At 50.4% G+C, this 21229-nt stretch carries 20 protein-coding genes; all 20 read right to left on the bottom strand.

The features are described from left to right. Positions 1–11 precede the first annotated feature (11 nt). On the bottom strand, positions 12–1229 hold the full coding sequence (locus H8K43_RS00975) for a hypothetical protein (RefSeq protein WP_186902127.1): 1218 nt from the start codon (positions 1227–1229) through the stop codon (positions 12–14). Between the two features lie 361 nt (positions 1230–1590). Next, on the bottom strand, positions 1591–1821 hold the full coding sequence (locus tag H8K43_RS00970) for a hypothetical protein (RefSeq protein ID WP_186902126.1): 231 nt from the start codon (positions 1819–1821) through the stop codon (positions 1591–1593). A 26-nt stretch (positions 1822–1847) separates the two neighbouring features. Beyond that, entirely contained in the window at positions 1848–2285 is a 438-nt protein-coding gene (locus tag H8K43_RS00965) for a hypothetical protein (RefSeq protein ID WP_186902125.1), read from the bottom strand. 95 nt (positions 2286–2380) lie between these two features. After that, positions 2381–2764 carry a hypothetical protein gene (locus H8K43_RS00960; RefSeq protein ID WP_186902124.1) on the bottom strand — a complete coding sequence of 128 codons (384 nt, stop codon included), beginning with the start codon at positions 2762–2764 and terminating at the stop codon, positions 2381–2383. 374 nt (positions 2765–3138) lie between these two features. Then, on the bottom strand, positions 3139–3591 hold the full coding sequence (locus H8K43_RS00955) for a DUF2214 family protein (protein WP_186902123.1): 453 nt from the start codon (positions 3589–3591) through the stop codon (positions 3139–3141). A 691-nt stretch (positions 3592–4282) separates the two neighbouring features. Then, positions 4283–4855 carry a hypothetical protein gene (locus H8K43_RS00950; RefSeq protein WP_186902122.1) on the bottom strand — a complete coding sequence of 191 codons (573 nt, stop codon included), beginning with the start codon at positions 4853–4855 and terminating at the stop codon, positions 4283–4285. A 151-nt stretch (positions 4856–5006) separates the two neighbouring features. Beyond that, the gene (locus H8K43_RS00945) at positions 5007–5552 is read right to left on the bottom strand and encodes a hypothetical protein (protein WP_186902121.1); all 546 of its coding nucleotides are present in this window, start codon (positions 5550–5552) and stop codon (positions 5007–5009) included. 158 nt (positions 5553–5710) lie between these two features. Continuing rightward, positions 5711–7009, bottom strand: a complete 1299-nt coding sequence (locus H8K43_RS00940; RefSeq protein ID WP_186902120.1) for an ABC transporter ATP-binding protein — start codon at positions 7007–7009, stop codon at positions 5711–5713. Between the two features lie 133 nt (positions 7010–7142). Beyond that, a complete protein-coding gene (locus H8K43_RS00935) occupies positions 7143–8876 on the bottom strand; it encodes an ABC transporter permease (protein WP_329604461.1) in 1734 nt (577 codons plus the stop codon). A gap of 628 nt (positions 8877–9504) precedes the next feature. After that, positions 9505–10161 (bottom strand): ankyrin repeat domain-containing protein, encoded by a 657-nt coding sequence (locus tag H8K43_RS00930; RefSeq protein WP_230403605.1) that lies wholly within the window; start codon positions 10159–10161, stop codon positions 9505–9507. A 3-nt stretch (positions 10162–10164) separates the two neighbouring features. Then, on the bottom strand, positions 10165–10950 hold the full coding sequence (locus tag H8K43_RS00925) for a TatD family hydrolase (protein WP_186902118.1): 786 nt from the start codon (positions 10948–10950) through the stop codon (positions 10165–10167). A gap of 150 nt (positions 10951–11100) precedes the next feature. Continuing rightward, positions 11101–12252 carry a lipid-A-disaccharide synthase gene (gene lpxB, locus H8K43_RS00920; protein ID WP_329604460.1) on the bottom strand — a complete coding sequence of 384 codons (1152 nt, stop codon included), beginning with the start codon at positions 12250–12252 and terminating at the stop codon, positions 11101–11103. A gap of 14 nt (positions 12253–12266) precedes the next feature. After that, a complete protein-coding gene (gene lpxA, locus H8K43_RS00915; RefSeq protein ID WP_186902117.1) occupies positions 12267–13055 on the bottom strand; it encodes an acyl-ACP--UDP-N-acetylglucosamine O-acyltransferase in 789 nt (262 codons plus the stop codon). Then, a complete protein-coding gene (gene fabZ, locus H8K43_RS00910; protein ID WP_162018449.1) occupies positions 13055–13516 on the bottom strand; it encodes a 3-hydroxyacyl-ACP dehydratase FabZ in 462 nt (153 codons plus the stop codon). The genes lpxA and fabZ overlap by 1 nt, the downstream gene beginning before the upstream one ends. Next, positions 13513–14571 (bottom strand): UDP-3-O-(3-hydroxymyristoyl)glucosamine N-acyltransferase, encoded by a 1059-nt coding sequence (lpxD, locus tag H8K43_RS00905; RefSeq protein ID WP_186902116.1) that lies wholly within the window; start codon positions 14569–14571, stop codon positions 13513–13515. The genes fabZ and lpxD overlap by 4 nt, the downstream gene beginning before the upstream one ends. A gap of 2 nt (positions 14572–14573) precedes the next feature. Continuing rightward, complete coding sequence (locus H8K43_RS00900; RefSeq protein ID WP_186902115.1) at positions 14574–15104, bottom strand: OmpH/Skp family outer membrane protein; 531 nt, start codon at positions 15102–15104, stop codon at positions 14574–14576. Positions 15105–15149: 45 nt separating this feature from the next. After that, positions 15150–17501, bottom strand: coding sequence for an outer membrane protein assembly factor BamA (gene bamA / locus H8K43_RS00895; RefSeq protein WP_186902114.1), 2352 nt, complete (start codon positions 17499–17501; stop codon positions 15150–15152). Between the two features lie 134 nt (positions 17502–17635). Beyond that, entirely contained in the window at positions 17636–19021 is a 1386-nt protein-coding gene (gene rseP, locus H8K43_RS00890; RefSeq protein WP_186902113.1) for an RIP metalloprotease RseP, read from the bottom strand. Continuing rightward, the gene (gene ispC / locus H8K43_RS00885; protein ID WP_186902112.1) at positions 19021–20202 is read right to left on the bottom strand and encodes a 1-deoxy-D-xylulose-5-phosphate reductoisomerase; all 1182 of its coding nucleotides are present in this window, start codon (positions 20200–20202) and stop codon (positions 19021–19023) included. Before ispC ends, rseP begins: the two co-directional genes overlap by 1 nt. Positions 20203–20230: 28 nt before the next feature. Next, positions 20231–21061, bottom strand: coding sequence for a phosphatidate cytidylyltransferase (locus H8K43_RS00880; RefSeq protein WP_186902505.1), 831 nt, complete (start codon positions 21059–21061; stop codon positions 20231–20233). Positions 21062–21229 lie beyond the last annotated feature (168 nt).

Genomic DNA, 21229 nt, shown 5'->3' with positions numbered 1-21229 from the left:
TGTGCTGTTAACTACATACGTGGCAACCGATCAGCTTCGTTGAAATCCGAGTCTAACCAGCAATCGATCTTCGATGAGACTTCTAATACCGTCCAATTCACACCGTTCCGGCTATGAATGAAGACGGTGTCTTCCTCGCATGCCAAGGCACCGAAAAAACCTTCTTCACCAAAATAAGCCGCTGACAGACTTGTAAAGGGGGTGAGTGTATCCAAACCTTCAATATGCATCTCCCGAACCAATAGCCCATGGGACTCTAGATCGAGAATGTGCAGCCCTTCCACTATCCGCGCTCCCTGTGCAAGTTTGCGGCATATGACAAAAAGATTCTTTTGCGGCGTATACAGGGTCAGGATCAACCGTGCGGAAGCCTCGACATGAATGACTTCACCGCTTTCACGAGAAACAAAGGCCAGCGCAGAATAGTCACTTGCCAAGGGCTGAACAGGAATCGCATCTTGGCTATCGAAGAATGAGGTATTTTTTCTCGCGAACATTGCAAGCATAATTCGACCATGCCCCTCAACATGTGCGCTGCCTCCCCAAGTTTCAAACTGCAAGATACGGTCTAGACCAGTCTTATCAAAACACTGACCTAAGATATTTGCATCGCTGCTAAGTGTTCCCATTAAACTGATCTCTTCCCAGCGATCCCCCGTCAAACTGCATCGTATCAATGCCGGGCGACCAAGCGACACGTCCGGATCGGTTTGATCAGACCAATCACTGATACTTCGCTGAGTCATGCCTGCAAGAATAAGGAAATCACCTTCGCGCCACGCAGACCAGACCAGATAAGGAATCGGTTCCAGGTTGACCAGTTCCAGGCGTTGGTTCCGAAGGTAATAGAGATGGAAACCCGACTTACTGGCGACGCCTAGCTGCGGGTGCGCGCCCCCTAACGCGTTCGCACCGAGAATAGCGCCGTCGTCACGCTCTTCAATCAGCCACGTACCGGGATAGACTGATCCGCTGTCCCTATACACCGGCAGATCAGACTCATCAATCACCTGACATTGTAAATTAGACTTGTTCAGGTGATACCAAAGCCGCCCCCGACTCGCCCAAGCACGTTTCCAAGGGGTCGGCGATAGACTCTGAAGACAGTAAGGATAGACACCGAAATCTATAGCCTTGACCCCGACGTCTGGCACCAACAGAGCAAGCTTCCTGCCGAAGCGTATCGCAGGTCTTTCCAATATATCGAATATCAGCGCGTCATCCACCATGTTCATTTCCTCTTAAACCAGTTTGTCACGGAATTCCAACCAGATTTTATCGAGTTGTATCGAGGTATATATTCACGCGGTTACCGTAGTCGCCCCACATAGAACCGGGAATACCGCCCACAGTCGAAGGAAGTTTCCCTTCAGGTAAACCATAATGATCGCCAAGGTTCACCCCTAGCTCCTTCAAGTTTTCTGTAAGCCTGACGGTCGCGGGAAGCTTTTCAACGACGGGAAGTGAACCATTCATACCAAGCGCAGCTTCCACCCCCGCGCGACATCCCAAATCCACTGGTTCCGAGCATCGGCACAGCGGTCAGAGAACCAAGCTCAGGCATATTGATTTGTCGTAGTACAGTTTGATTCAGTGCCTGCTACGCCACGGATTCGTCACCAGACCCGACAGTTCGGTAAAAGCGTGCATTACGGTCATAAGCGGCTTGATCACCTGCATTAAGGCTGCCATTTTCTGCACGGTAAAGTTTAAACCATTCAGCGTATTACGCGCCAGATTGTATTTAACTTGCTCACTAAAACTATTCTGTGGTTTCTTTTCTTCGACGCTTGAACTCGCCTCAGCCAGGCTAGACCCCAACGCATTGCCAAATGTATTATCAAATATTAATAAGATTTTTGATTCTGTTCGTGCGAGGAGGCAAATTCAGAGGGAACTTCGTGATCAGAATTAAGCAAGACTAATTTCCGAATTCGCCAATGCTGGTGTGTTGGCACAAACTCCGCGCGCCAGAGAGCTGGTTTAAAAGTAGTTCTCCAATCATACATTTCATCTTTATATTCAAACCAAGGCACACCGTTAGCAATACCAATTGCGGTCACCCAAGTAGGAGGCCAATGAGGCGAGCTTGCACGCCATATTGTCAGAATTCTGGAAATAAGTGCCAATCGCATAGACAAGTCTTGCCATGTCTCTCCACCATCAGCGCTGTAACGCATTCGGAGTTTAGTCCAGTCGCCCGTCCAACCGGGACTCGATGAATCGTCGAGCCAAGCCTGAATGACTTGTCCATCTTGTGTGCTTTCTTCAAACTCTAAAGCCATTCTTACCTCCTCCACGGCAAGTTATACATCTCTGCTTTTGCTAATGCAGTAAAGGTTTGCATCCTTTCAGTGCGACCAAGACCATACATGCTTTCTTAGTATCCCTTGGCGGCCATACCATCGACGGTACGAGCGTCGAGCGGATTGGCACGGGCCATTTTAACCACATCATCCTTGAAATCGCTCAATGGAAACCGCCAGCCAGTTGGCTCTTTATAGCGCAGCATGTCGTCGGTTTGCTCAGAATGGCGCACTTCGTGGAATAATGTTTCCGCAAATTGTTCAGCCTCCCTGGAGGATAAAGACGCTCGGGTCAGCAAATCATTGCGTATTTTTATTTGCCAATCACGCCCCTCGAAAACAGCATTTTCAGAAGTAAGCTTTTGTTTATCCGGTAAAGTTACATCGTTAGTTAGTTCAACTCTTGGTAACTGCGCACTGTCAGTTAAGTCATTGGCTCCCGTTTGTGCGTTCGACATCTTGCCATTTTTCAGCTTGTATAAACTTTACTGGTGCAATCTTATAGGTGATACCTTTCTCTGTGTACACTTGATCAGGCGCTCCCCAAGATGCGTTGACTCTCTGTTTAAGGAAATCAAGATCCTCACCAAATAAACTCGCAGTCCCCTGTAGAGTGAATGTCTTACCGTCTTCAATAACTTTGATATGCCCATTTCTGAACGCCTTAGATTCGCGAAAATCAGTATTAAAATTTGCATCACGATGCGCAGCAGGTCGGGATTACACCTCAATCAAATGAACTCCGCTTCTCAGCAACGACATCATAATGCGCAGGGCATGTCAGACAGGCTGGCTAGTGAAAAACGAAAAGAGGAGTCCACGTTGAACGTGTCTAGCCAGAAAAGCCGGTTCCTTTTGCCATCAGCACAGCATTCAGGATGATGAGCACGATACCGCACAATTCCAGCCTTATTACTCTACGTATGTTTTTTAATTCAGTCCCGCTGAGCGCCGGGATTCTATTTTGTTTAATGGTTTTACCCCAGCGCAGAAATACCACCGTCGGATAAATTGAAATCAGGCCAACAACAGCAAACACCGCCATTTTGAACAGGAAGGCATGACTGTGCAGATAATAATCAGCTCCTTTTTCAAAATACATCACGCGTAGTACACCTATTACCAATATGAGTGTGGCACTCATTCCATAAAGGGCATCCAGAAAGCGCAGCGATCTGGCGGAAGACATGGTGATGGGCTGGGCGATGAATACTGCTTCTGCAAGCAAGGCACTGACCAGTGTAAAGGCAGCCAGGTGGTGAAGAAAGGCGACAAGTATACTCATTTGGTTTATCTCGCTTAAGCCAGGAAAATCAGTAAGAGTGGGGAGTCTAAGCCCTTGACCAGTTTTGAGAAATCAATGAGTGATCAGTGCCCGAAAATTTGTCGCGAGACAGCGCAATAATGGCGTGAACTGAAAACGTAGAAGCTACACGAAAAAAAAACAGATGGTCGCACACGACGCAAACTCCAGGTCGTCGCCTTTGCTCTCCAGCGTTTTGCTCCTCACAAAATCGCTTAAGTTCTTCGGCTTTTAATATGTCATCGTCGCTATCGTGATCGTCTTGCGTTTTTTCGAATGGTGATGAGATTGCCATCAAAATCATTTCATCGCATCCGGGAATTGCCCGTTCGTAGTCATTGATCCACTCGAGAATAAATTGGCTTGTGCTTGACAGGGTCTCAACGTGCTCACCTCAACTGGCTCAGCCATTTCATGGTACCGCAAAGCCTGTTCGATGTTCTCTTAAAAATAAGTATTACCAATAAGCTGATAAGCCCTGACCGCGTGCATAGGAAAGTTAGTATCTTCAAGTGCGTGCACAGAAAGTCTCATCTTCCAAATGATCGCATCAAGGCTGCAATCACGCCGGATGAGAGGTTGCCAGTTTCGGCTTAAGCGATTCCATGCGGGGTATCACGATATGTCCTACGGAGGATTGTGTCATACAGCCTCCTCGTCAGTATTTCACAAATCAATGACAAAATTCTTTCATGATTTCATTGAGTCTCAGCGGGAGTCCTGCATCTAGCCTTTGTTCGTCAGTTATCGCAGGATTAATCGGGCAAACCTTAATAGGTGCTCTTGAAACTAATTCCAATCCATATTCTTTAGATATTCCACTGGCTTTGAGATACCTGTTGACACGATCAACCATACTTCCTGTCTCATTCAACGAACCAAGTCTGACCGCCTTGCGTGATAAGAAAAATCCGATCAAGTGGTTTTCCTGGGAGCGCCAACTCTCATTTTCTTCAGATTCTGAGCCAGTATTTGTATGTTGAAAAATACGCGACGCCAAAGTAAATTCCAATGCAGTCCAAGGCAAATCGTCTACCATCATCTCAAACAGGCGTATCCGATTGGCGGCATCTGACTTTAACTCGGTCGCCCTATCATAGACATCGCCTCGTTTAAATAGCGAACGAGTTTTTTGATCAACCTGATAGAGCTTATTAATTTCGACAACCCTGTCTATGTTTTCAGCATTTACTGACGAGGCAAAAATCAGGCTTACCGACAGCAGTATGGTTTTTAAAAATTTCATGCAGCTACCTCAGTGTTTACATTTAATGTTTAACATTTGGCATGGTCTTCACCACATTCTATGCTGCGCATCACGATGCGCCCTGCGAGGGCTTGTGCCTTACCGCTTTTCCTCAAAATTGCAACTTGCCTCGTTCACAAATAAAAATCTTTTAATTCAATTTTCTCGAATCATAGATAAACTTGACCGGCGCAGATTGAACTACATTAATTCGATCAGTGATGTCATTGAATTGAAGGTGGTGGTGCACAATTTCGTATTCATGCTTGCCGGATAAAAATCTGAAGCTATCAGCAATTTGTAAAAAAACCGTACTTTGTTCCTTTGGTTGAAACATGACAAAAAGGGCTTTCGTGAACGCGTATCGTTTCACCATCGGGCCGATATAATCCAATTGTACTCCATCGACTTTGACCACGAATTCCGGCTCAGCCAACGAATAGATCTGCTTAGGCCTTCCTCTCACTGCAATACCCCATACCCCCTCCATAATCAAAATAGGTTCATTCGAGACATTTTCATAATGAATGGTTACGATGATCGAATTCTCAGCTACCTCCACGCTTTGTGTGACTTGAACTGAATTAGCATCTTCCACTTTAGTTATTTTTGACGATGTGACTTGCGCATTAGACGTTGCCGCAAAATAGAACGTGACAAAAATAAAAATGATGATCGATTTGCATACATTCGACATATTTTTTATCTACCAATAATATTGATTAAAAATATCAGTGCTGCAGTAATGGACTCAGACAGGGCGCATCGCGATGCGCCCTGTCATGCCGTTTGAGGCCAGGCTTCTGTGCAAAGTCCATTGCACTGAAGCGCGGCCTGACGCTGGTATTGGTGAGATTAATCCTCTGCGCTGCCCGGCAAAGTCAGGCGGCCGGTGTGGTAGTCGTATTCGTAGACTTCACCGTAGCGGCCCCATTCGATGGCGACTTCGAGTACGCGTTTGGCTTCTTTCTCTTTGAGGAATTCCTGCAGCAGATCCAATACCGGCTGCTCAGCCACACTGCCGCTGGGGTCACGTTCCAGTTCGCGCCGGATGTGGGCGACCAGCGGTACATGGGTCAGGCATTGCTGGCCAAAGATGTCCTGCTTCAGCGATTGCTCTGCGTGTACATATTGCTGGCCCAATGCGGTCAGCAATATGTCGCCTTTTTCCAGACTGGCCAGACCCAGCATGCTCAGCGCCTCGTAAGTCGGGAATAAATCCTCGTCTGACAATTCAGCTTCTTCCGCCAGTTCCGGCAAATCAGCACGACCCAGGAAAGGTGCTTCGGCCAGCATATCGAGGATGCCTTCGATGCGGCTGATGGTGGTTTCCGGTAAGCGGTAACCCAGATGACGCGCTGCCGATTCAGGATGGCTGTCGCTTTGTGCGCGCATGGTCATCAGGCCATAGACCTCATCGATCAGCGCCCTGACTTCCAGCGAATCCGGATCACGCGGACGCGGCAGATCGACCGGAATTTCACAACGTACGGTGCCAGGATCGCTGGTCAGCAATACGATGCGGTCGGCCATCATGACGGCTTCTTCGATATTATGCGAGACGATCAGGATGCCCTTGGTCGGGATTTTTTTCTGCTCCCACAATTCCAGCATATCATTGCGCAGGGTCTCACCGGTCAGCACATCGAGTGCGGAGAAAGCCTCATCCATCAACAAAATATCGGGATTGGTGACCAGCGCACGCGCAATGCCGACGCGCTGTTTCATGCCGCCCGACAGTTCGCGTGGCAAAGCACCACCAAAGCCGGACAAGCCGATCAATTCCAGCACCGCATCGGCACGTACGGTACGTTCAGCCTGCGGCATGCCCTGCGCCTCCAGACCCAGTTCTACATTCTGTTGTACCGTCAGCCAGGGGAATAACGCGAAGGATTGAAACACCATTGCGATGCCGGAGACCGGCTGATTGATTTCACGTTCGCGGTATTTGACCTCGCCATGATCGGCACTGATCAGGCCTGCCATAATCCGCAATAAGGTGGATTTGCCGGAACCAGACTTCCCTAACAAGGCGACGATTTCACCTTCTTTTAACTGAAAATCGACTTTATCCAGGATCACTCTGGCCTGCCCGTCTGAGGCAGTGAAAGATTTTGCGACACGCTGTAAATCCAGTAAATTTTTTTGCATCATGACTTACTCCTTGTGCAGTGCCTGCCTCTTGCAGCCACTGCCGGTCTGTATGTTTATTTGTTCGTCGGTATTCATCGCCGGGCCTTGCCGCTGGCGATAGTTTGCTTGGTCTATGCGCTGTTGTCGCTGTGCTTTAGCGCAGGTGCTGATCGGCCAGCACATATAATTTGCGCCAGAAAAAGCGATTCAGCAGCATCACAAATACGCACATCACACCGATGCCGAGCGCAATACGATGAAAATCGCCCGCTTCCGTCATTTGCTTGATATAGCTGCCCAGCCCATCAGCCATCAGCGTGGTATCGCCCCAGGTCACGTATTCAGCCACGATACTCGCATTCCAGGAACCGCCGCTGGCCGTAATCGCACCGGTGATATAGCTGGGAAATACAGCGGGTAAATACACCCGTTTCCACTTGAGCCAGCCTTTGAGACCCAGATTATCCGCAGCCAGCCTTAACTCATTTGGAATCGCAGCGGCACCGGCAATCACGTTAAACAGGATGTACCACTGGGTACCAAATACCATCAGCGGACTGAGCCAGATATTCGGCGTTAAATCCAGCTTCACCATCACCAATACCACCAGCGGGAACATCAGATTGACCGGAAATGCGGCGAGAAATTGGGCAATCGCCTGCACCCCTTGAGAATACTTAGGCCGCAAGCCTATCCAGATAGCGACCGGCACCCAGAACAGCGAGGCAATGGCAATCAGCAGCATTACACGCAACAGCGTCAGTGCGCCTAAACCGACCACATGGGCGACTTCGCGCCAACCGACCACACTATGTATGAACTGCAGCAATTGCAGCGTTGCGACCAGCATGGCGCAAACCAGCGCGATATCAAAGGCTCTGGCCAACCAGGGCAACTGCATGATGCGCCGTTTAGGCCGTGGCACGGTATCTGGCTGCAGGCGGAACCAGCCTATCATCACCGCCAGCCTGCGCCACATCGCCATGCTCAGACGCCTGACCCAATGGCTGTTACGCATCCAGCGCAAGACCCAGGAATCAGGAGGAATTTCACCAGGGTTTTCTTCAAAGCGGAATTTATCGGCCCAGGCCAGCAAAGGCCGGAAAAATAACTGATCGTAGACCAGGATGCCTGTCATCATCGCCAGGATGGCCCAGACGATAGCAGTGCCATCACGCGCATCAATCGCGACGGCGATATACGAACCTATGCCGGGTAAGCGTATGTCTTGTCCAGCCACAGAAATCGCTTCTGCTGCGACCAGGAAGAACCAGCCGCCAGACATGGACATCATCATATTCCATAACAAACCCGGTATCGCGAATGGCAAATCCAGACGCCAGAAACGCTGCCAGGGCGAGAGCCGGAATACGCTGGCGGCTTCCTGTAATTCAGGCGGTATGGTGCGCATGGATTGATACAGGCTGAAAGCCATATTCCAGGCTTGCGAGGTGAAGATCGCGAAAATCGCTGCACACTCCACACCGAGCAAATTACCCGGGAAGAAGGCGATGAACGGCGCAATCGCAATCGCCTGAAAACCCAGGATAGGTACCGATTGCAGGATATCCAGCGCCGGTATCATGACTTTTTCAGCGGTCAGATATTTTGCTGCTATTGCGGCAAAAATCAGACTGAACAGCAGAGAAAAAGTCAGCGCCGTGAACATGCGCAAGATAGTGCGCAGCAGGTAATACGGCAGATACCAGGGATCGAGCGATACTGGCAGCACATCCCCGACCGCAAATGGCCGGCTCATTTGCAGCGCAGCAAAGGTCAGCAAACCCAGCAATGCCAGAAAAACCGGCAATAAAATCCAGTCCCATTTATTGGGCCCGCGTTGCGCTGCGCTATCCGATCCGGATCGCAGAGAAAACAGATTAAACACAGGCGCCTCCATTGAGGCGACAGCTTAGGATGTAGAAAAACATGCGTACTCCCCGGCCTCAGATCAAGTATCTGAAGCCATACAAATTTGCACGTACGCCGAGAAACGCAGCCTTGAGAGGTCAGCGTGACGACGTGAAATCAATTGAAATTGTGGGTGAGAGAAGGCGCGCCTGAGCGCAGATCCACTACCCGCCTGATGGCAAGGTAGCAGCGTTAGGACTGCTTACATTGCCATGGTGAAGTCGCAGCAGCGACAACTATAACTATCCACAGAATGAGCTCCGAAATGATGAAGTCCGCAATGTAACACGGGAGCAAAAACAGAAGCAATATGTTGCGACGCAAAATGCAAGGAATGAACGTATTTTTTTGTATCAGCGTCGCTGTCGGATTTGCGGTGACAGGAAGGCGGATGGCAGCAATCGCACAGTTGTCTATGCTGGCTATGGTACGAGACAGAAAGACGCTGGATCCCTGCCTGCGCAGGGATGACGCTATCCCGGTATAGCGCTTGCTGATTGTAAAAGCGGCCTCCCCCGCAGAGGCTGTGATGCTAAGCAGGCAGATATGCGGACGCAGTCAGGCAGCGTGCTGAACTGCTTATATCTTCTGCTTGTTTCTTCTGTCTATTTCTTTTGCTGACTGGCGAATTCCGCAAAAATTTCCAGGATATCGTCACGCCGGTTGGCTTTGGCAAAATCCCGGGCAGTCTGACCAGCTGCGTTTTTTAAACTGGCATCCGCGCCCTCTTCCAGCAATAATTTAACAACTGCTTTTTTGCCAAACTGTACCGCCATCATCAAGGGCGTGGTTTTATTGGGCGATTCGGTATCGATGTACGCATGGTGCTCTAACAGCAAAGCCACCAGCTCGGTCTTACCGCTGGCTGCAGCATAGTGCAATGCCGTCCAGCCAGGCTGATTGACTTCAGCGCCTTTGGCAATCAGCTTTTGCGCGACTTCGGTCTGTCCCAGATAGCTGGCCATCATCAGTGCGGTGTCGCCGTTATTGGCATGGGCTTCCAGCTGTATGCCCGGCGTATTGATGAGTGCGTCCACCACCTTGAGCGATTTTTCGCGGATTGCCATCATCAGCAGACTTTCGCCACGATGCTGCTCTTTCGCATTCAGATCCTGACCCTTGCGAAATAAGTCTTGCATGGTTCCCACATCATTAAATCTGACGGCAAAAAATAAATCATCGATCTCTGCCGCCTGCACAGCCAGTGTAGCGGTCAGCAATGCAGCAGCGCACAGTGTGCGTACAGACGGCAGTGTCAGCATGCGTTAAGCTTCCCTGGCAAATTGAAACAGACGGAAAAAATTCTCGGTGGTGGCTTGCTGTACCTCGAGCACGGAAATGCCGCGCAAATCCGCTAAAAACTCACCCACGTGTTTGACATAGGCTGGCTCATTCATCTTGCCACGGAAAGGTACCGGTGCCAGATACGGCGAATCAGTTTCGATCAGTATGCGATCCAGCGGCAAGGCTTTGGCGACTGCCTGCAAGTCTTTAGCGCTTTTAAAGCTAAGGATGCCGGAAAAAGAAATATAAAAGCCCATTTCCACCGCCGCCTGCGCGACTTCCAGCGACTCAGTAAAGCAATGCATGACGCCTGCCACGCCGCCCTGATCGGTACCGGCGCCCTCTTCTCGCATAATCCGTATCGTGTCTGCTGACGCCGCTCTGGTATGGATAATCAGCGGCTTACGGCTCAGGCGAGAGGCGCGTATATGCTGACGGAAGCGCTCACGCTGCCATTCCAGATCGCCTTGCAAGCGGAAGTAATCAAGGCCGGTTTCGCCGATGGCGATGATTTTAGGATGCTGGGCCAGCTCCACTAACTGCTGTGCACTGGGCTCAGGCGTGTCTTCATAATCCGGATGCACACCGACTGAGGCGTAGATATGCGGATACTGCTCAGCCAAGGCCAATACTTGCGGGAAGTCCGGCAAATCCACCGACACACATAAGGCATGGGTGACCCCGTTGTTTTGCATGTTCTGCATCAGCTCAGGCAGTTTAGCGGCAAGCTCAGGAAAATTGATATGGCAATGTGAATCGATGTACATGGATAATCAAAAAAAAACGGTATTTAAGTCAACAGACCCTAGTGTACGTTAAGGCACAAGATGGCGCTGTAGCTGTTTGGGGGCAGCCCAAAAAAATGCCGCGTAGTGCGCGGCATCTTAAGACTGATTGGTACGGCTGATTTGTGTGGCTTATTTGTGTGCCTGAATCACATCCTGCACTGCCTGCGCTGAGAGATTGGCGGTATCGCGCAACAGACTGTGATGCATATCCGTGAAGCGTTGTTTGAGGCGCTGCTGCAAGGCATCGTCATTCAATTGCTGCCAGATCGCCTCTGCCAATGCCTGTGGTGTAGCCGCAGATTGCAGGAATTCCGGTACCACAAATTCTTTTTCCAGAATATTCGGCAAACCTATCCAGGGTTGATAGCCCATATGACGCAAAATCTGCCAGGAAGCTTCCATCATCTTATAGGCAATCACCATAGGCTTTTTGTACAAAGCTACTTCCAGCGAGGCGGTTCCCGATGCGACCAGCACTGCATCCGCTGCAGCCATCACGGTGTGCGAACGTCCATCCACCAGCAAAACCGGCACGCCTTCCAGACCTGCGGCCACCACCAGCTTGATGTAATACGCTCTTTGCTTATTACCTGCCATCGGCACCACGATCTGCAAATTCGGATCGCGGTCGGTCAGAATTTTAGCGGCACGGATAAAGGCTTCAGTATTGTATTTAATTTCTGAAATACGGCTGCCTGGTAAAATCGCGACCACTTTGAAGCGCGGGTCCAGCCCCAGTTCATCCCGAGCAGCCGCAGTGTCGATATCAACAGGGATGACTTGTGCCAGCGGATGGCCAACATAAGTCACAGGGATACCGGCTTGCTGATAAACCTGCTCTTCAAACGGGAAGACCACCAGCATGTGTGAAACGGCTTCCGCGATTTTTTTGATGCGGCCAGCACGCCAGGCCCAGATGGAAGGGCTGATGTAATGCATGGTCGGGATACCAGCCTGCTTGAGCTGAATTTCCAGATCCAGATTGAAGTCTGGCGCATCGACCCCGATAAATACATCTGGCCGCTCATCCAGCAAGCGCTGTTTCAATTGTTTGCGAATGCCGCTGATTTCGCGGTAATGCGCAAGCACTTCAAACAAACCGCGTACCGACAGCTTATCCATAGGCCAGTCATTGACAAAGCCATGTTCCGCCATCCGTGGGCCGCCTATGCCATGCATCAGCGAATCAGGCAATCTGGGGCGCAAACCGGACAACATGCGGGCCGCCAGCATATCGCCGGAAGTCTCACCGGCGACCATAGAAATGATAGGACGAGTCACAACACTATCCTGTTTCAGCGCACGATGCCGCGCGTGGACACATCGAGGAAGCTGCGCATTTGCTGTACAGGCAGCTGCGCCTCTGCACTCAGTTCAGCCACATAGGCATCCAGACTTTGCTTGGCTTCGTCCAGCGTCAAACCGGATTTGTAAATCAGCTTGTATGCATGGCGGATCGCATTCAATTGCTCGCGTGTGTAGCCACGGCGTTTCAAGCCTTCCAGATTGACACCGTGTGCCTGCGCCGGATTACCCGATAACAACACGAACGGTGGCACGTCCTGCGTCAGGCTGGTATTCATGCCGACAAAAGCATGGGCACCAATCTGACAGAACTGATGAACCGCTGAAAAGCCGCTCATAATCACCCAGTCACCGACATGCACATGACCCGCCAATGCAGCATTATTGGAAAATATGGTGTGATTTCCGACCACGCAATCATGCGCAATATGCACATAAGCGAGGAACCAGTTATCACTGCCGATACGGGTAATTCCTTTGTCCTGAACTGTACCGCAATTGAAGGTACAGAATTCACGGATCAGATTACGGTCACCGATTTCCAGATAAGTGACTTCACCGCCATACTTTTTATCCTGCGGTGGACCACCAATGGATGAATACGCATGGAAGTGATTATCACTGCCTATGGTGGTATGCCCATCGATCACGACATGCGGGCCTATCTTGGTTCTGGCACCAATCTTGACATGCGGACCTATGATGGAATACGGCCCCACCTCTACAGTACTGTCGAGCTGGGCGTTCGGATCAATCAGTGCTGTGGGATGAATAGACATTACTTCTCCGCTGAGTCGTCGGTGGAACGCATGGTGCACATCAGTTCGCCTTCTACTGCCAACTGACCATCTACCGTTGCGCGGGCCTGATATTTCCAGATACCGCGTGCCACTTTGGTGATTTCCACTTCCATTTTTAACTGATCGCCAGGTTCAACCGGACGTTTAAAACGCGCACCATCAATACCCAGGAAATACACCAGGGTTTTTTCATCCGGTTTTTTACCCATGGTCAGGAAGGACAATATCGCGGCGGTTTGCGCCATCGCCTCTATCATCAGCACGCCAGGCATGACAGGCTTGTTCGGGAAATGCCCGTTAAAAAATTCTTCATTCGCCGTGACATTTTTAATCGCAGTGATACGCTTACCGCTTTCCCAATCCAATACGCGATCTACCAGTAACATCGGGTAGCGGTGAGGTAAATATTCTTTGATCTGGTTAATGTCGAGAGAATTCATGATTTGTCTGCTAAAACTTTAATTGTTTTTTCTAATTCGCGAACTTTTTCACGCATGGAAGGAAGATTACGCACGATGACCGCACTCTTTTCCCAATCCGCATTTTTCGCTAAAGGGTAAAAACCAGTGTATTGCCCCGGCTCCAAGATCGAGCGCGAAACCATACTACCGGACGAAATATGTACATTGTCGACGATGGTCAGATGCCCAAGCACCATCGCTGCGCCGCCAAATGTACAGTGTTTGCCGATTTTTGCACTACCGGCAACGCCGACACATCCTGCCATCGCTGTATGCGCTCCTATATGGCAGTTATGTCCAATTTGAATCTGATTATCCAGCTTCACACCATCTTCAATGATAGTATCAGCCAAAGCCCCACGGTCTATGCTGGTGTTAGCACCGATTTCCACGTCGTTACCGATCACCACGCGACCGGTTTGCGGTATCTTAATCCAGCGCCCTTTTTCATTGGCAAAACCAAATCCATCGGCACCGATTACCGCGCCCGAATGGATGATGCCTTGCGTGCCGATGACGCAATAGTCGTACACCGTTGCATTGGCATGTATCAGCGTGTGCGCGCCGATTTCCACACCACGACCTATCACCACACCGGCTTCCAGCACTGCGTGTTCACCAATCACAGCTTCTGCTTCTATGCTCACATGCGGACCGATGCTGGCAGTCTCGTGGACTACCGCCGCCGGGCTGACCCAGGCTGTCGGATGTATGCCAGTCACAGCAGGGATCTTATTGAGCTCCGCAAACAACTGTGCAGTACGCGCAAAATAAACGTAGGGATTGGCAAACACGATGCAGGCGCCCTGATAACTGCTGCGAACATGTTCATAGTCAGCTTCAGTCACGATCAGCGCAGCCGCTTTCGTGCTGGCCGCCTGCTGTTTTAATTTTGAATTGGAGAGAAATGTGAGCTGACTGGCATCGGCATCACTCAAAGGAGCAATACCAGTCACGCTCAAATCAGGAGAGCCTATCAATTGACCACCGAAGCGATCGACCAATTCTCCCAGCCGAATGCTTTTGGTGGTCATGATTATTTAGTGAGTGCTTTAAGAACCTTGTCGGTGATGTCAATACGTGGATTGTGGTACACCGCGTCCTGCAATACCAGATCGTATTTTTCAGCTTCAGCGATCTGCTTCACGATCTTGGATGCACGCTCCAGCAAGGCCGCAATTTCTTCGTTTTTACGTTGATTCAGATCTTCGCTGAACACACGTTGCTTGCGCTTAATATCCTGATCCAGGTCAGCCAGTTCACGCTGACGCTTGATACGGTCAGACTCCCCCAATACCGGCGCGTCTTTATCAAACTTCTCTGCCAGGATACGGAATTTGTTTGCCATATCCTGCAGATCTTTACTGCGTTTGGAAAATTCCTGTTCTATCTTAATTTCTGCTGCTTTCGCAGGCGCAGATTCACGAATCACGCGCTGCGAATCAAAAATAGCAACTTTAGAATCCTGTGCATGCACTTGAGAGACGCTCACCAAGCAAGCCGCACAAATCATCAAGCGTTGGAACAATTTGGACGGTGTAATCAGTTGACTCAAAATAATCTCCATAACACTAAGCACAGCAAACACATAAAGCAAACATAGCCACGCAAATCAGAACCCGGTACCCATCTGGAACTGGAAGCCCTGCTTCTTATCGCCTTCCTTCGCATTCAGCGCGCGGCCAAAGCTCAGTTTCAAAGGACCAACCGGCGATATCCAGCTTATACCGATACCTGCGCCTAAACGTAAGTCGCTGTAACGTATACGTTGACCTTCGTCAAATACCTGGCCTGCATCCAGGAAGGTAAACCAGCGCAAGGACTTGTCAGCGCCCGGGAATGGCACCTGCAATTCTACATTACCTAAGACCCGTTTAGCACCCCCTTGGGAATCGCCCTGCGGGGTCTTGGTACCCAGCGATGAAGGCTCGTAACCACGTACCGAACCGATACCACCGGCATAGAAGTTTTTAAATACCGGGTAAGGATTGCCACCCAAACCATGACCATAATCGAATTCACCGTTCAGTGCCAGCGTGACGGAACGATAGATTGGCTGGAAGTACTGCGCCTGATAAATCGCACGATAATAGCGGTAGTTACCAAGGGCTGCCAATTCCAGATTGGCACGCTGGTAGCGACCAATCGTCGGCGTCAATACACTGTCACGGCTATCGCGCTGCCAGGCCACAGTCAGCGGATAAGAACTGGTGGTCGCGGTACCAATACCGTACGTTGTCTGATCCGTGATGTCTTTACCGCCATCACCAAAGTTCGCAACATAGGTCTTATACAGACCAGGACTGGTGTAGTCAGTCTGCACTTTAGTACGCTCTACGCCAATACCAAAGAATACGGTATCAACTTCAGAGAAAGGCACACCGAAACGCAAGTTACCGCCGACCGACTGGATCTTATAGTAAGAATAAGAACCCAGAATAGGATTAGTGGTACGCAGGAAGCCATCGACACTGCGGCTAATACCATCATCGGTGAAGTAAGGGTCGGTATGTGCCAGCACAATAGTGCGGTTCTGGCGGCTGGTATTAATTTCCAGACCTATCGTATCACCGCTACCAAAGGCATTCGCCTGGCTGACCGAACCGGATAAGGTCAGGCGTTCCGCACTGGAGTAACCGGCACCGAACATCAGGTTACCGGTCGGTTTTTCTTTAATGCTCAGATTGATATCAACCTGATCGGCGCTGGTCGCCACTTCCGGCGTTTCCAGTTTCACATCTTCAAAGTAGCCAAGGCGTTCAACGCGGTCACGTGAAGCTTTAATCTTGGCACCATCGTACCAGCTGCTTTCAAACTGGCGGAATTCACGGCGTATGACTTCATCCCTGGTACGGGTATTACCCGCCAGGTTGATACGGCGCACATACACGCGCTTGCCGGCATCGACAGCAATATTGAACGCCACTTCTTTTTTCTCTTTATCCAGCTGCGGAATCGCATTCACGTTCGCAAACGCATAACCAAAATTCCCCATGCGTTCCGAAATACGCTTCGTGCTCTCAGTCAGGCGCGCCGCATTGTAGACATTGCCTTTATTGAGCAACATCAGGGATTTCAGCTCTTCTTCGCGGCCAAACATATCGCCTTCCAGCTTCACATCAGAGACTGTGTATTTGTCGCCTTCGGTCAGATTGATCGCTATATAGATATTCTTTTTATCCGGACTGATAGAAATCTGGGTGGATAAAATCTGCATTTCCAGATAACCACGGTTCTGGTAGAAGGAAATCAGGCTCTCAATATCACCGGACAGTTTTTGCTTGGAATACTGATCAGCCTTGGTGTACCAGGAGAACCAGGTAGGCGTGTTCAAGGCCATCAGATCGCGTAATTCACCATCGGAAAATGCTTTATTGCCGGTGATTTTAATTTCCGCAATACGCGCGATCTCACCCTCATCCACCGCAAACGTTACACGCACACGGTTACGTTCAATAGGTGTAATGGTGGTCGTGATTTGCATGCCATACAAGCCTTTAGACAAGTATTGGCGTTTCAATTCCTGCTCGGCGCGGTCCACAGTCGCTTTATCGAAAATCCGGGATTCACCGATGCCGATATCCTTAAGCGCTTTAACCAATGCGTCTTTTTCAAATTCCTTAGTACCGGTGAACTCTACACCGGCAATGGTAGGACGCTCTTCCAGCAAAACAACCAGCACCCCATCCTGCTCTTCGATCTGGATGTCTTTGAAAAATCCGGTTGCATATAAAGACTTGATTGCCGTGGTGCTCTTGGCATCATCAAATACATCACCGACTTTGACTGGCAGATAACTGAAAACAGTTCCTGCCTCTGTTCTTTGCAAGCCTTCAACCCGGATGTCCTTGACGGTGAATGGCTGGATGGCGAATGCACTACCGGAGCAAAGTGCTAAGGCTGCGAGAGCCAGTGAACGACGACGAAAATGTGGCAAAGTAAAATGCTCTATATGTAATTTCATTGGGTATAAAGTTCTTTCAATACTAGGACTCAGGTAAAACCGATTTCATCCATTCTGGTCAGGAATTCAGCCAGCAAATGCTTCAGTCACTTCAGCCCTTAATACTCTCAATATTGCTATCCAGGACACATCACTTATATCAGGCGGGCTATTATGCCACCAAGTCGCCGAAAATCATTAAAAAAAGCTAATGCCATCATCGCGCCCAGCAAAGCGATACCAATCGTCTTGGAAATTTCGACTGCGCGCACAGATAAAGGCTTACCTCTGATAAGTTCCAGCGAATAATACAACAAATGACCACCGTCCAGCATCGGTACAGGCAGTAAATTCATCACACCCAGACTGATACTTACCGCCGCCAGGAACGAAATATAGGTCACTATGCTGATACGTGCGGTCTGTCCCGCGTAATCAGCAATCGTAATCGGCCCAGTCACATTACTGAGCGAGGCCTGTCCGGTGAGCAGCTTGCCTATCATTTTTAAGTTCAGCCAGGCCGTATCGAAGGTTTTTTCCAGGCTCTTAGGAATCGCTGCTAGCACAGGCAAACTGATTTCCTTCATTTCTGGCGCAAGATTCAACTGCACTTTCAGGCGCCCGATACGACGACCATTCACTTCGTCGGCCACTGGTGTCGCACTCAGCGTCAATACAGTCTGCTCACGCAAGACGCTCAGCTGCAGCGCCTGATCCGGGCTTTGGTTAACACGCTCAACAAAATCGACACCATCCAGCAAAGGCCGCCCATTCACACTGAGGATGCGGTCCCCCTCCTTCAAGCCCGCCGCAAAACCCGGACCATCATTGAGCACCTGAGTCAATATGGCTGGCGGCCTTGCCACCGCCATACCCAATTTAGCCAGAAAATCCTGCTCCAGGTCGTCCGCTTTCAGTGAATACAAAGGCAGATGCAGACGGTAACGCGCTGTGGCGCCACCAGCTTCAACACGCTGCACCTCAACGCTCGCATCTTGTTTTGCAACGGCAGCCTGCAAAATCAGCCAGTGCACGTCATTCCAGCTCTGCACGGCTTTGCCATTAATCGCGAGCACCTGATCTGCATGGCGCAAACCCGATTGCGCTGCAATCGAGCCTGCATTCGCGATACGCAGATGTGCTTGTGGCTCTGGCGTACCATGTACAAACAAACCAAAATACAGCAACAGTGCCAACACAAAGTTCGCTGCCGGACCTGCTGCAGCGATAATCATGCGCTTCCAGACCGGCTGACGGGAATAATCCCGCTGACTGTCTTGCTCCGATGCGCCAGCCTGCGACTCGTCCGGATTACTGCTATCGAGCATACTCACATAACCACCTAGCGGTATCATGGAAATTGCCCACTCGGTCTGATCCGGGCCAAAACGGCGCGAGAACAGCACGCGTCCGAAGCCAAACGAGAACCGCAAGACCTTCACACCACACAGACGTGCGGCCAGATAGTGCCCCAGCTCATGAAAGGTCACCAGGCAACCTATGGTGATCAGAAATGCCAGCGCATTTTGAGAAAAAATCATCAGTTCACCAACCCAGCGGCAAACTGGCGCGCTTTCGCATCCACCTCAAGAATCGCCGCCAGATCCTGACACTGACTGACTTCTATCGCATCCATGGTTTTAGCGATGATCCGGTCGATATCGCGGAAGCCGGTTTTCTTATCGAGGAAGGCTTGCACGGCAATTTCATTGGCTGCATTCAGCACTGCGGGTGCAGAGCCGCCAGCACGCAAGGCCTGATACGCGAGTGCCAGGCAAGGGAAACGCTGGAAATCCGCTTGTTCAAAATGCAGCTTCGCGACCTTCACCAGATCCAGCGGCGCTACGCCAGAGTCGATACGCTCAGGATAGGCAAGACCGTAAGCAATCGGCGTGCGCATATCAGGATTCCCCATTTGCGCCAGCACTGAGCCATCGTTGTAAGACACCATGGAATGGATCACGCTTTGCGGATGGATCACCACCTCAATATCTTCAGCCGGTGCATTAAACAGCCAGTGTGCCTCAATCACCTCCAGGCCCTTATTCATCATAGTCGCGGAATCAACCGAGATCTTGCGTCCCATGACCCAGTTAGGATGCGCCACCGCCTGTTCCGGCGTCACGTCGTTCAGGGTCTCGACGGCACGATGCAGGAAAGGACCGCCAGACGCCGTCAATACAATTTTACGTACGCCATGTTGCTGCATATTGCCCTGATACTGGCGCGGCAAGCATTGAAAAATCGCATTGTGCTCACTGTCTATAGGCAGCAGGCTGGCACCGGACTGCGCAATCGCATCCATAAACAGCTGGCCGGACATGACCAGCGCCTCTTTATTGGCGAGTAAAACCTTCTTCCCTGCGCGCGCCGCTGCCAGCGATGGCGGCAAGCCAGCAGCACCGACGATGGCCGCCATCACCATATCCACTTCAGGTGCTGAGGCCGCACGGCATAAGGCTTCCGGCCCGAATTCAACCTGTATGCCGCTTAAACCGGCCGCCAGCAAACCCTGATGCAAGGCATCTGCTGCCGCCGCTGTACCCACGATAGCCAGCGCCGGTTGAAATACGCGGCATTGCTCCAGCAGCTTATCGACCTGGCTATGTGCGGTCAGCGCATGGACTGCATAACGTTCCGGATGACGTGCAACGACATCCAGGGTTGAGACACCGATGGAACCGGTAGAGCCCAGCACACAAATTTTTTGAGGAGTAGCCATATCAAGCAATAAGCAATATAAAACGAAATCAGTGAGTAATATTCAGGTAAGCGCAAATCAGCGCCACCAAAGGCAGTACCGGAATCAGCGCATCGACGCGATCCAGCACGCCACCGTGACCAGGTAGGAGCTGGCTGCTATCTTTCATGCCGGCACGGCGCTTGAGCATAGATTCAAACAAGTCACCCACCACGCTGGCGGCAGAAATCAACAACATCACGACTACAAAGACAGGCACGCCTTTCGCCTGCATTAATTGCGTCGCAAAGGTATCCTGCAATGCGGGTACAAAAGTCGATGCAGCTGTCAGCACGACCACCGCAATCGCACCGCCTATCGCACCCTCCCAGGATTTACCTGGCGAGATAGTCGGAGCGAGTTTGCGCTTACCGAAAGCCTTACCTGCGAAATAGGCGCCGATATCTGCGATCCAGACGATCGCCATTACCGACAACAAAAATAAGGCAGAGCGTTGATATAACACCGCAATTGCGACAAAGCAGCCGAACACAACGATGCCATACAGGGTACTCAGTATGCCATTTGAATAGCCGAAATCTTTAGGGAGACCTTTGTACAGCAAAGGCAGCAGGCGCAGCACCCAGAATGCGACACACAGGGCAAACAGCAGCACAGTGGAAAAATCGCGCAGATGAAACAGAATATAGGCAAAAAAAGCCGTCCAGACCACGCTCATCGGAATCGGCAGCGGTTTTTTAAACAGGCGCTGGCACTCCCAGATGGCAGCTGCAAAAAATGCAGAAATTACGACTGCAAATAAAATGGGATTACCTAAAAATAAGGTAGGAATCAAAATGGCCAACAAGACCAGTGCAGTGATAATCCGGGTTTTTAACATAGTGATCTTCGTTAGCATGCATCGCTGCGATCAGGCACAACATCGATCTGCAGCACGGGAAAATAAGACGCACAAAAAGAAAAGTGACGGATTGGCCTGTTTTCAGAGCTAGGCTGGAAAATCAGGCCAATCCGTCACGATTCCGGTTTACATCGACAAGTACAAATT

It is taken from the genome of Cognatundibacterium curvum, from assembly GCF_014284235.1.
Classification (GTDB): domain Bacteria; phylum Pseudomonadota; class Gammaproteobacteria; order Burkholderiales; family Burkholderiaceae_D; genus Undibacterium; species Undibacterium curvum.
The sequence above is the reverse complement of the archived record's forward strand: the minus strand, read 5'-3'. Positions and strand labels throughout refer to the sequence as shown.